The following is a 13,724-nucleotide window of genomic DNA, read 5'->3' as shown; positions in this document are numbered from 1 at the left end:
TATCAGGCAGCCATTACCGTCACCAGCCAGACAATAAATCCGATGATGGCAATAAATAACAGTTGGCCGCCGCGCACAATGGTCTTGAAAAAGCGTAAAACGCCACCATCTTCGGGGTTGATTTCCATCAGCTGGATGCCGCCGCGCAGGTGCTCCGTAGCCGCCTGCTGCTGGGCTTCGGTTTGAGCGCGGGCATCGAGCAACTCGCCGCAGTGCTCGCAACGGTCGGCAGCTTGCTGCTGCCAGTTCGACCACTGCTGGCAAGACGGGCACTTCTTCGTAGAAACCAACTTTTCACCAGCCATAGCACTTATTTTGCGCTCAAAGTTACGTAGGAAGCGAATGAACGATAGTGCTTCTTCGATATACCAAGTCCTGCCGTTCCAGTCTTTCGCTACGCCAGTCCTCAATGCACCAAACAACTAGCCATCATCGCCGCGTCGCCCTCATCGACATGGGCACCAACACCTTCCACCTGCTCATCGTGGAAATGTCCACCAAGCCCGGCGACAAGCCCCACATCCTGCTGCGGACCAAAGCCGGAGTGCGCCTCGGCGAAGGCGGCATCAGCCGGGGCATTATTGCCCCCGAGCCGTATGCCCGTGCGCTGCACACGCTGGCCGGCTTCAAGGAGGAAATTGAATTGCACGAAGTAAAAGAAGTGCGGGCCACGGCCACCAGCGCCATGCGCGTGACCAAAAACGGACCGGATTTGGTGCGCGACATCTTCGAGCAAACCGGCATTCAGGTCAACGTGATTCCCGGCGAGCGGGAGGCCGAGCTCATCTGCGAAGGCGTGCGCCAAGCTGTGGACCTTGGGACCGAGCAGCAGCTCATTGTGGACATCGGCGGCGGCTCCGTGGAGTTCATCATCGCCAACCAGGCCACCATTTTCTGGAAGCAAAGCTTTGAAATCGGGGCCCAACGCCTGCTGGATAAATTTTTTCCAGACCCCAGCGGCGTGTTCCCCGCCGCCGCCGTGGCAGCCGAGCAGGAATATCTGGGCTCCGTGCTCACGCCGCTCATCGAGGCCGTGCAGCGCTACAAGCCAGTAGGGCTGGTAGGTGCATCAGGCAGCTTCGACAGCTTAGCCGACATGCAGCTCGGCCAGCTCCGTACCGAAAGCCAACTCCCGCCCAGCACCGAACTGGCCCTCGAATCCTTTCAAAGCAGCTACCGCCACTTGCTCAGCGGCAACCACGAGCAGCGCCTGGCCCTACCCGGCATCCTGCCCATGCGGGCCGACATGCTGGTAGTAGCCGCCGTACTCATCGACTACGTGCTGGGCATCACCGAAATCACGCGCATCCGCACCTCGGCATTTGCCTTAAAGGAAGGATTGCTGGCGGAAATGCTGCGTTGAGTAATGGGCTTCTTCAACAGTTTCAATTCTTGAGTTCCTCCCGGCATACGCGGTGGATAAACGCCATTTTGCTCACCACCTCGGGCCGGATGATGAACGGATAAGAATCGGGCTGGCCCATGCTGCGGTTCAGGCTGTTCATGGCAAAGGTGAGTGGCAGCCAGTGGGCCATGATGCGACCGAAATCGGGCACCTCGAAGGGGTCTTCGGAGAAGGTGGCGCGGAGGTGCTGCTCGTCGTCAGCACCAAGAGGGTTCACGTCGAGCTGGAAGGCGTGGGCGGTTTGCAGCGTGTCGAGGATGTGCAGATAGTGGGCCCAGGTTTCAGCCCAGTCTTCCCAGGGATGGCTGCTGGCATAGGCGCTGATGTAATGCTGGGACCAGTCGGGGCGCGGGCCGTTGGCGTAGTGCGTTTTTAGGGCTTCGGCATAGTCCTGGCGCTCGTCGCCGAAGAGTTGACGGTACTCATCCAGGTACGGGGAGTTGTCGATTAATCGGTCCCAATAATAGTGGCCCACCTCGTGGCGGAAGTGGCCGAGCAGCGTGCGGTAGGTTTCGGCCATGGCCTTGCGGGCCATCTCGCGCTCGATGTCGTCGGCTTCGGCAATGTTGATGGTGATGAGGCCGTTGTCGTGGCCAGTCAGGATGCGGTCGCCGGCCTCAGGGTCGGACATAAAATCGAAGGCCAGTCCGTGCTCCGGGTCGGTGGCTTTGCTCACCACGGGCAGCTTCAGGCGGAGCAGGGTGTACACGAGGCGGCGCTTGGCCGTTTCGAGGCGCTGCCAGCGCAGGTGGTGCTCGGGGTTGCCGAGGTTAGGGATAGTGCGGTTGAGGGTGCAGGCGGTGCAGAATGGCATGGGACTATCTGTGGGCACCAGCCAGTTGCAATAGGCGTCGGCGTGGTTTTGGCAGTAGCGGTAAGTGGTGGGGGCCGGCGCAGCGTAGAGTTGGAACGCGCCGTCGGGCTGGGCTACCAGCGGCAGCAGTTCCTGCTGCGTGGTTTCGAAGCCGAGCGGGAAATGGCACCGCTCGCACTGGCTGTTTTCAAAGTAGAGCAGCTGCCCACAGTGTGTGCATTTGAAGAGCTTCATTTTCTGGGTCGTGGCGGAGGACTGGAAGGGAATTTCCTAGTACGCATCTGGGCGGGAAGGGCTACATGGCTGGGTTCCCGGGAGCGTATTCTGTAGCACACCACCATGACGAACGCGAAATTTGAACAAACCCCTTGTTTTTCATAGGCACTAGCACGATAAATAGTATGGTTACCACAAAACCCCTATTGTTTTTCACCATTTTGGTGGGTTATTACACCCAAATACCATCGCATAGCCCTATAACTGTTAAGGGCACAGGAAATCGCCTTTGGCCTGTTGATTCTGTCGGCTTCTACTGCTTCTAACTCCGCTCTCATGTCCGAAAATGCCTTACTGAATTCCTATCCGGAACTGGCCAACGTGTGGGACGAAATGTTCCGGGCAGAGGGCACCCGTCCCGAATACCGGCACTTCGTGGCGGCTATCGAAAACCTGCAGGGGTCCGAAATGACCCGGAAGGCTGAGCTGGCCAAAAAGCTGTTCCTGAGCCAGGGCGTGACGTTTACGGTGTACAGCAGCGGCGAGGGCATCGAGAAGATTTTTCCTTTCGACATCATCCCGCGCATCATCAACCACGCCGAGTGGGTCCGCATTGAGGCCGGTATCAAACAGCGGCTGCGGGCCCTGAACATCTTCCTGAAGGACATTTACCACCAGCAGTTTATTCTGAAAGACGGCATCATGCCGGCGGCGCTGGTGTACTCGTGCCCGCAGTTTTTGCGCGAGATGGTGAACGTGGACGTGCCGCACGACATCTATACGCACATTGCGGGCGTCGACCTGATTCGGGACCACGACGGCGAGCTGTACGTGCTGGAAGACAACCTGCGCACGCCCTCCGGCGTGTCGTACATGCTCGAAAACCGGAGCATTACTTACCGCATTTTCCCCGATTTGCTACCTAAAAGCAACGTGCTGCCGGTGAAGGACTATCCCGATTTGCTGTTTCGCAACCTGCTGGCGCTAGGGGCGCGGCAGGCCAGCGAGGCCACGGTGGTGCTGCTCTCGCCGGGCATCTACAACTCGGCGTATTTCGAGCACAGCGCCCTGGCCCGCCTCATGGGTATCCGGCTGGTAGAAAGCCGCGACCTCATCGTGCACAACCACTTCGTGTACATGAAAACCACCAAGGGCCTGGCCCGCGTGGACGTAATTTACCGCCGCGTCGATGACGAGTACATCGACCCGCTGGTGTTCCGGCCCGATAGCGCGCTGGGCGTGTCCGGCCTGTACTGGGCCTACCGCAAGGGCAACGTGGCCATCGTAAACGCAATGGGCAACGGTGTAGCCGACGACAAAGCCGTGTACTGCTACGTGCCCGACATGATTCGCTACTACCTCAACGAGGAGCCGATTCTGAAAAACGTGCCCACCCACCGCCTCGACGACCCCGAGAAGCGCGAGCACGTGTTCGCTAATATGGAACGCATGGTGATTAAAAAGACCAACGAATCGGGTGGCTACGGCATGCTCATCGGCAACGCCGCCACCGAGGAGCAGATGGCCGACTTCCGCACCGCCATCAGCCAGGACCCGCGCAGCTTCATCGCCCAGCCCATCATCAACCTCTCCTCCGCCCCCTGCTACATCGATGGCGTGCTCCAGCCGCGCCGCATCGACCTGCGCCCCTTCGCGCTCTACGGTCCGTCAGGCATCGACATCGTACCCGGCGGCCTCACCCGCGTGGCCCTGCGCGAAGGCTCGCTGGTGGTCAATTCCTCCCAGGGCGGCGGCAGCAAAGACACTTGGGTGCTAGGGCCGTCTTCCTAAGCCGGCACAACTTTCTTGATTTATAAAAGCCCTCATCCTACCCCATGCTCAGTCGCGTTGCCGATACAATTTACTGGCTGGCCCGCTACCTCGAACGGAGCCAGGCCATGCTTCAGGTGCTGCGCATCAACTACATTGCTTCGCAGGACGAGCAGGCCTTTGAAGGCTGGCGGCCTTTGCTTTACACTTATGGCGACCTCACGGAGGAGGAAATCACGGCCACCGTTGGGGACACCGCGCAAGTGCTCGGCCACTTGATTTTTGACCGTGACAACGCCGTTTCGGTGTACAACAACATTGTGCAGGGCCGCGAAAACGCCCGCGCCGTGCAGGACCACATCACCAAGGAAGTGTGGCTGAGCCTGAACGACTACTACCACGCCATCCGGCAGGAGGACGTGGCCCGGCTGGTACAGGTGGAAGACCCTGTTTCGGGCATCGATTTCCTGTTTAAGCAGGGCCTGCTCTTTGCCGGCACCGTGCAGCACACCATGCCGCGCGACGAGGGCTACGTGTTCCTGAGCATGGGCAAATACCTCGAACGCGCCCTGCAAACGGCCGACATCATGCGCCTGAAACAAGAAGCCTTCGCCCCAAACACCGAGCCGCACCACTCCGCCGCCGGCCTGCGCTACCTGCTGTATGCGCTGTTCGGCTACGAACTCTACACCAAGACCTATAAGGGCGTCATCACTCCCGAAAACGTGCTCGAAATGCTTGTCTACGACGAGGATTTCCCGCACTCCCTGGCCTACAGCCTGGGCCAACTCCAGCGCTACTGCGAGCGCCTGCGCGACCAAAGCCTGCCCGAGAGCTACGACCACTTGCACTTCCTCATCGGCAAAGCCAAAAACAACGTGGCCTACAGCAGTTTCCAGGCCCGCAACGGCCCGGCTCTGGCGCAGTTTCTACAACAGACGCGCAGCGAGTTGTTCGAAGTAGCCGGCGCGCTCAACACGCACTATTTCGGCAATAGCTAGCTGAACATCACAAGTTGACCGTCATACTTCGCTGCGCGCTGCATGACGGTCTAAAATCAGGTTTTTCCCATGCCTTCCTATAAAATCAAGCACCTTACGCGCTACGCCTACGCCGCCCCGGTTATCGACTGCGCCAATCAGCTTATGATTTACCCGCTGGAAGACGACCGGCTGGAAGTCAAAAGCCAAACCGTGACCATTTCGGCAAATCCTGAAATCGCGTTTTTCACCGATTATTTCGGCAATCAGGTGGGCGTGTTCACGGTCATCAAGCCGCACTCCGAGCTGCTGATTGATTCGACGTTGGAGATTGTCACCATGCCCATCCTGTTTCCGATGGATGAGGAACCGGCCGAGCAACAGTGGCAGCACTTGGCCGACATCCGTTACGACGCGGCCTTTATGGACTTCCTGGACCCGCATACCTCGCTGTTGCACGAGGAAATCCGGGCGGCGCTGCAAGGCGTGGTGAATGGGAACGACAAGCCCCTGAAAAATGCCCTGGTTCTTTCCGAATACGTGTACGCCAACCTGCACTACGAGCAAGGCGTGACCAACATTGAGACACCCACCGAGGAAATCTGGCGGCTGAAAGCGGGCGTATGCCAGGATTTTGCGCATTTACTGCTGTTCCTACTGCGACTCATCGGTATCCCCGCACGCTACGTGAGCGGCTACGTGTGCCCCAAGGAAGAGGGCGTACGTGGGGCCGGCGCCACCCACGCCTGGGTCGAAGCCTACATTCCCTTCTACGGCTGGCTCGGCCTCGACCCCACCAACAACTGCATCGTGAACGACGGCCACGTCCGCATGGCCATCGGCCGCCAATTTGCCGATTGTACGCCCATCAAAGGCACGTACAAAGGCACCGGGGCGCATACACTCACTGTATCAGTGCACATCGAGAACGGCAAGCCGCTTAAAGCTGCGCACGATTCCGAAACGCCCATGTACGTGCGGGAGGCGCAGGAGCTGGTAGCGCCAGTCAATTCGTATCGGAAGTACATCACTTGGGCCCAGCAGCAACAGCAGCAGTAGCCTCTGCTGTTCACCTCACCCCCGGCCCCGCTCCCGTGGAGAGGGGAGCCACGGCAGCATAGTCTTCCTCAATCGTCAGGCTCCCCTCTTCGCAGGACAGGGGCCGGGGATGAGGTCCCAACGCCAGGCCGTAATTTTGCCCGCCATGACCTTTTCCTACACCCAGCTCTTCGCCTTCACCGAAGCCGTTTTCCGCAGCATTGGCTGCCCCGATGCCGACGCTACCCTTGCCACCGAAACCCTACTTTCTGCCGACTTACGCGGGGTGGATTCCCACGGCGTGGCCCGCCTCGTGGGCTACGTGCGGCTGTGGGAAGCCGGCCGCATCAACGCTATGCCCCGCGTGGGTGTGACGTATGAAACACCCAGCACCGCCGTGGTAGATGGCGATGGTGGCCTTGGCCTCGTAGTGGGCCCCAAGGCTATGCGAATTGCCATCGAAAAAGCCCAGCAAGTGGGCAGTGGCTGGGTTTCGGTGAAGAATTCCAACCACTTCGGCATCGCCGGCTACCACGCCATGCTCCCCCTGGCGCACGACATGATTGGCATCGCCATGACCAACGCCTCACCCTTGGTCGCGCCCACGTATTCGCTGGACCGGCTGCTCGGCACCAATCCTATCGCCGTGGCCGTGCCGGCTGGCGAGCAGCCGGATTTCGTGGCCGACATGGCTACCACTACCGCCGCCAACGGCAAGCTCGAAATAGCTCAGCGCAAAGGCCTGCCCCTGCCCGAAGGCTGGGCCCAAACCGCCGACGGCCAGCCCAGCACCGATGCCAACGCCGTGAAAAACGGCGGCGCCCTCCTGCCGCTCGGCGGTGCCACCGGCTCGCACAAGGGCTACGCCCTTGGCAGCATCGTGGACATCTTCTCAGCCGTGCTCTCCGGTGCCAACTACGGGCCGTGGGTGCCGCCTTTCGTGGCGTTTTTGCAGCCTTCGGCTAACCCGGTGGGCCAGGGTTTGGGCCATTTCTTCGGCGCCATGCGCGTGGATGCCTTCCGGCCAGCCGACGAGTTCAAAGCCCATATGGATAACTGGATTTCGACCTTCCGCAACGCGCAGGCTGTGGAGGGCAAAAAGGTGCTCATTCCCGGCGACCCGGAGCGGGAAATAGCTGCTCACCGAATTCTGGAAGGCATTCCACTGCTCGATGCCGTAGTAAAGGACCTGGAAGGCGTGGGCGCGAAGTTTGGGGTGAAACTATAATAGCTATACCCTAGCAAAAAGAAATGGCCTCAGCATATCGCTGAGGCCGTTTCTTTAAATCAAACCGCCTGTTTAAGAGGTGTGGTTTGTAGCCGTCGGTACCAGCGCGGCAATGGCCGCTTCCTGGTTCAGATACCGCGATGAGTACCCGGCATCTGACTTGTTCAGAAACAAGCAGGTGCCGCCGTTTACCGCGTCGATAATCTGAGCATATTGGTCAAGTGGCAGAGCGGGGCAACCGAGACTACGGCCCAGGCGGCCATTCTGCTTGATGAAGTCTTCGCTCACGTAGTCGGCGCCGTGCATCACCACGGAGCGGGCAGCGGCGTTGGTGTTGAAGCCTTCGTCCAGACCTTCAAGGCGCAGGGAGTGGCCGTGCTTGCCCTCGTACTCGCTGCCCGTGGCGTAGAAGCCGAGGCTGCTCATGTTGCTCTGGTCGGTGTTGGAAAAGTTAGTGGCTTCGTTCTCGCCGGAGTTGTGACCGTGGGCTACAAGGGTGTGAAACAGGATTTCATTCTTAGCCAAATCAAGCACCCAGAGGCGCTTTTCGGTGCTGGGCAGGTCGAAGTCGACTACCGTCAGGGTCTGCTTGTCTTCGGCCAGCTTGCCGGCCTGACGCAGGTTGAGATAACCGGTCATGGCCTTGGCGAAGGTCTCGAAACGCAAGCCTTCCTGCTCGGCGCCGAGGGCCTGGTAGGTGGTGCGTAGGGTGTGGTCGAACTGGGCCTGGGGCGAGAAATCAACTTTGGGCATCCGCACCTCATTGTGCGAGTTGCCGGCCATCGACTTAGTTACCGGGCCAGCCATGGGCGTGGCCAGGAACAAGGAGGCCAGAAAAGGCAACACCCGACGCGCCAGACGCTGGCGACGCAAGGACTTCCGTTTCCGCTGAACTATGCTGGTCTGGTGCATGATTTCGAAGAAGTTATTAGCGTGGGCTAAAAAACCAGTTACCGGACGGCAACTGGTTTAAAGTCTTATACGAGAATGTAGCCTCAGAGGGCAATGTATAAACGGCCGCTCGCCTCAAATAATTCCAAACCGCTATTTTCTGCCCCCTCCTATCGCCAGCCGCGCTGCACGAAGCGCCGCCCCGCGGCCGGCCCATCCAGCCAGCGCGACTTGATGCCGGGGCCACTCAGCAGCATCATGCTGCCCACCCGCATGGTGGCAATAATTTCCTTGAACTGCTCGGGCGGCAGGGCCGGGCAGCCGCGGCTGTAGCCCAAGTGGCCATATTTCTCGATGTATTTCGGACTGACGTAATCGGCGGCGTGCAGCACCACGTAGCGGTCGAAGGCATTGGCGTTTTGGCCTTTGTCGAGCCCCTCGATTCGGCGCGAGTAGCCGTGAATGCCATCGTAGGTGCCGGCTGTGCGGTAGAAACCCAGCGACGTACAGGCCGACTTTTCCTCGTTGGAAAACCGGGTGGCGCGCAGGTGGCCCGACCCTTCGCCGTGCGCCACGTAGCTGCGGTGCAGCACCTGGGCATTTTTGAGGTCGATGACCCAGAAGCGCTCGGTGGTGTTGGGCAGGTCCATGTCGGCCACGGCCAGCAGGCCGCCGCGCTCAATGCGGCCGGTTGGATGCAGGGTGAGGTAACCCACGCAGGCCTGTTCCAGCACTTCGGGTCGCAGTTCGGCGGCGGTGGGGCCCAAGGCGGCGTGCAACTGCCGGATGGCCTGGCGCAACGTATCGGGCACGCCCGGCACGGTAGCTACGGGCGTGAGGCGCAGCGAATCGGGGATGGGTGTGGTGGCAGTAGCTTGGGTAGCAGTGGTGTCGGGCGCAGATGTGGTGGCCGTTTTGGTAGCGAGTGCCGCTTTGGGTACCTCCGACTCATTCGCTCGTAGCTGGCAGCCGGCAAGCAGCAAGGCGCCGGCGGCAATACGTAGAAGCAGTCCTTTTTCCATCATCTTTTGGCGGCAGCGCGCCTTTCTATCATCCCAAACAGACCCTGAAAGTACGGCTGGCAGTGCAATTACGCCGTCATCGCCCCGCCGCTTGGGCACTTTTACACCAGTCATTGAAGACCAAAACCGCACCCGTAGCAGTGGCCTCAACGCTGGTAGCAGCATCCTCCGCTCTCGTTACAGTGGCCCCAATGCCCGTGGGCTCCTCCTCCTCTTTCGTTGCCACTACCACCATGCTCGTACACCCGTCCCGAGCTCTCGTAGCCCCGTCCCGAGCTCTCGCACATCCAGAAACAGTATTTTTCCCAACAACTATTGCATATAAACGGTCAAAAGGTATACAAGGCCCGGCAACAGGCCGGGTGGCAGGTGCACCTCTTGCGCGGGCTTTAGCGGAATTTCGGGCTGGAAATCCGGACTTGGTGGTTGATGATTTCCACCGTTTTGTCTTTGGGATAATCAACCTGAAAGCTGAAGCGCACGCGTTTGTTCTCGCCGGAAGCCAGCGTGAGCACCCAGGTAAGCTTGCCGGTGCGAGCGTCCAGCTCGGCGCCACTGACGTCGCCCGCTTTCACGCTGATTTCCTTTTCCTCGGATATCGGAATTTGGTCGAGCAGGCGTAGGCGCACGGTTTCGGGGTGGCGGTTGCGCACATTTAGCTCGTAGGTGAGGCGCACGCGGCGCTTGTCGCTGAGGGGCACGTTGCCGCTGAAATCTTCGAGCTTGGCCCGGCCTACTACCAACTGGTCGTCGTGGCCGAGGGCCACTTCCAGCGAGTCGTTGTAGGCGCGGGCGTTTAGCTCCGTTTCGCCCACGTACACGCCCTCGTGGTACACGCTGGCATTATCGGGCAACTGCAGGCCTTCCCAGCCGGCTACTTTGGACTGCAAAAACACGTTTTCCGACAAGCGCGGAATGGCCAGGTATTCGGGGCGGCCGGCCAGTGGCACGACCGGCAGGCTCAGGTCGCGCCGGCCACCGATGCCCAGCGTAACCAGTTCCGGCACTTCGTAGCGCGTGCCCTGCGACACGTCTACCGGGCGGCCCTTGGCGGTACCCTTCACCACAAACTCGTCGACGCGGCCTTCGCCGGTGTGGTCGCCGCCGTTGAAGTCCAGGGACCAGGGCTCCAGGTTCGGCCGCGCTATGTTTTCGCTGATGTTATGGCGCATCAGCACCAGCTTCACTTGTTGCCAGGGCAGCCCCGACTGGTTGCGCAAGAGGCCGTGCGACACAAATTTTAGCTCGCGGCCGGTTGCATCGGCCCGAATATCAAGTTTGGGAAACCACGGGCTCCGGCTCCCCACGTGGTAGTGCACCGTGAGGGGCACCGTGCTGGCACGCGCTGCCCGCACCAGCAGTACCCGCCGGCTGCCACTGCCCGTTTCGGATGCGCGGGGCTGCAGCTGGCTGGTCTGTGTTTTCAGGGTTTCCAAGCGGTTTTGCAGCCGTGTGGTTTCTGTTTGAATGGCCGGAAGCCGGGTTCGCATCAGGGCGGCGCCTTTCTGCACTTCGGCGCTCCAGTTGGCCTGCGTACCTGTAGGTAGGGTCTGGTTGGCCAGCAGGAAGGCCTTTTCCTGTTGCAGCCCCTGCAATTCTCCCTCAATGGTCCGTACCTCGGCTTCGACCCGAGCCAAGCTGTCCACCGCCGTTTGATTGAGCACCTTCGATGCTTCGGGAGCTTCCTCGTCCTCGTCCACCGACAGCAGCTCGCCCCCCTCCCCCAGCTGCACCTCCAGCGTTTCCGAAGCCATCCGAGGCGACAGATTCGTAACCAATAGCCGGTTCAGGCCCGCTACCAAATTCACCTGGCCTTTGTGTTCCAGCGCCGTTCCGTTTCGGTATACCGTCACGGTGGTCAACGCGGGCCTGACGGTTTGTTTGGCCGTTTGGGCCGAGCCGCTCGCCGCAGCCAGCACAAATGGTAGAAGCAATAGGTACCGTTTCAACATAAAAAAGGGCCAATAATATGCATTCGCCAAGCGAAGATGCACATTATTGGCCCCCTGAAATCAGGAGCAGTTCCTTAAAAGAAAATACTGGCGTTTAGCTTGGCATAGAACGGCGTGCCGGGCGTGAAATGCAGCTCGTCCACACCTTCCGGGCTTTCGCGCACGGGGCTGAGCAGGCGGGTTTGGGTGGCGAATTGAGCCTGATTCCACTGCACGTTGAGCAGGTTTTCGGCGGTGGCCCCGATTTGGAAGCGCGGCGTGGTGTAGCTCAGCACGGCATCGAAAAGGAAGTAGCCGCGAGCCTGGATGCTGCCGTCGTCATTGGCCGGGCGTGAGTCGATATGGCGGTAGCGCAAGCTGCCGCTCAGGCCCTTCGGCGCCTTATAGGTGAGGCCGCCGATGCTAGTGAAAGTAGGCGCGAGCGGGATGTAGTTGGCATTTTCGGGCGCGTCAATCTGACGGCCGTGGTTATAGTTGAAGTCGCCATCGAGGAAGACGCGGCGGCTGAGCTGGTAGCGCAGAGCCAGGTCCACGCCGTAGCGCTGGGTGGGGCCGGTGCTCTCGGTCACGCCCTCGTCGCCCACGTACACCAGCTCGTCCTGTAGGTGCAGGCTCCAAAGGGCGGCATTCACCACCAGGCTGGGCACGGGCTTGAAGGTGCTGCCCACCTCCGAGCCGATGGCGCGGGGCAGCACGTTGGCATTAGCGTCGCGAATCACGCCGCGCGCGTCGTTGGAGTGGAAGCCAAAACCGGAGCGGGCGAACAACTGCACGGCGGGCGTGAGCTGGTAGTAGAGGTTGAGCTTGGGCGAGATGCGGGCGTGGCTCACGCGGCCCCGCAGCGGCTCCAGCGCACCGCCGTTTTCCTCATTAGCTAGTTGGCCCCGGAAATCGAAGGTGAAGAAATCGGCTCGCACGGCAGCATTCACCGTGAGGCGGTCGGTCAGGGTCAGGGTTTCGTCGAGGTAGGCGTTGATGTTTTGTTCGAATAGCCGGCCCTGGGTGGTAGTGCCCAGAATGCGGCGCTGCACGGCGCGGTATAGGCCCAGATTGGAGAAGTCGTTGCGGGTGCCCACGCCCAGAGTGGAGTGCAGCTGGTGGGCCCCGAGCTGGTCGTCGCGGTCGTAGGTGGCGGTGTAGCCAAAGAGGTGACGGTCGTCGGTCTGCTCAATTTCGTCGCCGTTGATAGAATCGCGCTGGAAGAAAGTGAAGTTGGAAAACAGGCTGAAATCGTATTTCGAGTAGTAGGCCTGCTGGCGCAGCACGGCATCGTGCGGCAGCGCGGTGGTGAGGACGATGCTGGCGTTGGTGCGGCCGGTGCGGCCGCCCTCGCTGGGGTCAATGCTGCCGTAGCGCGAGATGTAGCCATTCTCCACGCCGCGCTCGGGAATCTGTCCGCTGGCATCCCAGTTCGAAGTAAAATGCGAACCCATGAGCGTGAGCGAGGTGCGCTCCGAAAGCTGCCCGGTGTATTTGGCAATGCCGTTGAAGCGCTTGAAATGCTGCTTGGCATCGAAGTAGGAATTGGTGAAGTAGTACTCGGCAGCCACGTAGGCGCTTTCGGGGCGCTTGCTGAGCAGGTGGTGGTTTTGGCCCAGCAGGTCGAGCATCACTAGGGCCCGGCGGGTGTCGAACTGGCCCACTTCAAGTTTCACCTGACTGTGGTCGAGGCGCGTTTTGGTAGTGAATTCGCCCGCTCCGGCCGTAGCAAAATCGCCAAACCGCGCGGTGTAGGGCCCTTTGTACACCTTCAACTGTTCCACCGTTTCAGGTATCACGAAGTGGAAATCGGCGTAGCCCTGGCCGTGGGCGTGGCTCACCATGTTCACTGGTAGTCCGTCGATGCTCACCGCGAAATCGGTGCCGTGGTCGCAGTCGAAACCACGCAGGAAAATCTGCTCGGCCTTGCCCCCGCCCGCGTGCTGGGCAATAAACAGGCCCGGCACCAGTCGCAGCAGGTCCTGCGCCGAGTTCAGGGGCCGCAGCACCTGGTCGATATGCGAAATGGCGGCCAAGCTCTGGTTGGGGTCGCGCGGCTGGCTCACGGTCACCTCCGAGAGGTTGAGAGTCGTGGCGGCCGTCGTCAGCTGGAAGCTGCGGGTTTCGCCGGCGGCTAGGGCTACGGGCACGGTTTGGGCGCGGTAACCCAGGGCGCCCACCCGCAACGAATACGTGCCTGGCGCGAGGCCGCTGAGGCGAAACTGGCCCAGCGCATCGGTGGCGGTACCGCCGGGCTGGCCCTGCAGGCCCACGCTCACGCCTGCCACCGGCAAGCCGGAAAGGGAATCGGCCACGGTGCCGCGCAGGGTGGCGGTGCTTTGAGCCGTAGCCGGCACCTGGCAGCACAGCCCAATAAGCAAGGCCACTAGAACAGTAAAGAGTTGTTTCATCTGATGCAGAAGAAGGAA

The 13,724-nt window shown here is 60.5% G+C and carries 11 protein-coding genes; 5 read left to right on the top strand and 6 right to left on the bottom strand.

Going from position 1 to position 13,724, the window contains the following annotated elements; genetic code table 11:
* Window positions 1-2: 2 nt before the first annotated feature.
* A complete protein-coding gene (locus J4E00_RS25430) occupies window positions 3-305 on the bottom strand; it encodes a hypothetical protein (protein WP_208178159.1) in 303 nt (100 codons plus the stop codon).
* A 104-nt stretch (window positions 306-409) separates the two neighbouring features.
* On the opposite strand from J4E00_RS25430, the gene J4E00_RS25425 reads away from it, so the two are divergent.
* On the top strand, window positions 410-1,363 hold the full coding sequence (locus tag J4E00_RS25425; RefSeq protein ID WP_208178158.1) for a phosphatase: 954 nt from the start codon (window positions 410-412) through the stop codon (window positions 1,361-1,363).
* A gap of 22 nt (window positions 1,364-1,385) precedes the next feature.
* Here the strand turns inward: J4E00_RS25425 and J4E00_RS25420 are convergent, their stop codons facing one another.
* Window positions 1,386-2,453 (bottom strand): putative zinc-binding metallopeptidase, encoded by a 1,068-nt coding sequence (locus J4E00_RS25420; protein WP_208178157.1) that lies wholly within the window; start codon window positions 2,451-2,453, stop codon window positions 1,386-1,388.
* Window positions 2,454-2,771: 318 nt separating this feature from the next.
* On the opposite strand from J4E00_RS25420, the gene J4E00_RS25415 reads away from it, so the two are divergent.
* The 4 genes from J4E00_RS25415 (at window position 2,772) to J4E00_RS25400 (ending at window position 7,451) form a co-directional block, all read left to right on the top strand.
* Window positions 2,772-4,226 (top strand): circularly permuted type 2 ATP-grasp protein, encoded by a 1,455-nt coding sequence (locus tag J4E00_RS25415; RefSeq protein ID WP_208178156.1) that lies wholly within the window; start codon window positions 2,772-2,774, stop codon window positions 4,224-4,226.
* Window positions 4,227-4,270: 44 nt separating this feature from the next.
* Window positions 4,271-5,206: an alpha-E domain-containing protein gene (locus J4E00_RS25410; RefSeq protein ID WP_208178155.1), complete on the top strand. Its 936-nt coding sequence runs from the start codon at window positions 4,271-4,273 to the stop codon at window positions 5,204-5,206.
* Window positions 5,207-5,275: 69 nt separating this feature from the next.
* Window positions 5,276-6,244: a transglutaminase domain-containing protein gene (locus tag J4E00_RS25405; RefSeq protein WP_208178154.1), complete on the top strand. Its 969-nt coding sequence runs from the start codon at window positions 5,276-5,278 to the stop codon at window positions 6,242-6,244.
* A gap of 145 nt (window positions 6,245-6,389) precedes the next feature.
* Entirely contained in the window at window positions 6,390-7,451 is a 1,062-nt protein-coding gene (locus J4E00_RS25400) for an Ldh family oxidoreductase (RefSeq protein WP_208178153.1), read from the top strand.
* 72 nt (window positions 7,452-7,523) lie between these two features.
* Here J4E00_RS25400 and J4E00_RS25395 read toward each other — a convergent pair whose 3' ends face one another.
* The 4 genes from J4E00_RS25395 to J4E00_RS25380 form a co-directional block, all read right to left on the bottom strand.
* Window positions 7,524-8,363, bottom strand: coding sequence for a murein L,D-transpeptidase catalytic domain family protein (locus J4E00_RS25395; RefSeq protein WP_208178152.1), 840 nt, complete (start codon window positions 8,361-8,363; stop codon window positions 7,524-7,526).
* Window positions 8,364-8,512: 149 nt separating this feature from the next.
* Window positions 8,513-9,367: a murein L,D-transpeptidase catalytic domain family protein gene (locus J4E00_RS25390; RefSeq protein WP_208178151.1), complete on the bottom strand. Its 855-nt coding sequence runs from the start codon at window positions 9,365-9,367 to the stop codon at window positions 8,513-8,515.
* Window positions 9,368-9,753: 386 nt separating this feature from the next.
* On the bottom strand, window positions 9,754-11,316 hold the full coding sequence (locus tag J4E00_RS25385) for a DUF4139 domain-containing protein (protein WP_208178150.1): 1,563 nt from the start codon (window positions 11,314-11,316) through the stop codon (window positions 9,754-9,756).
* Between the two features lie 74 nt (window positions 11,317-11,390).
* Entirely contained in the window at window positions 11,391-13,706 is a 2,316-nt protein-coding gene (locus tag J4E00_RS25380) for a TonB-dependent receptor (RefSeq protein ID WP_208178149.1), read from the bottom strand.
* Window positions 13,707-13,724: the final 18 nt, after the last annotated feature.

The sequence above is a fragment of the Hymenobacter negativus genome, from assembly GCF_017571495.1.
Lineage (GTDB): Bacteria > Bacteroidota > Bacteroidia > Cytophagales > Hymenobacteraceae > Hymenobacter > Hymenobacter negativus.
Note: the sequence above shows the minus strand (reverse complement) of the source record. Positions and strands in the feature narration are given on the sequence as shown.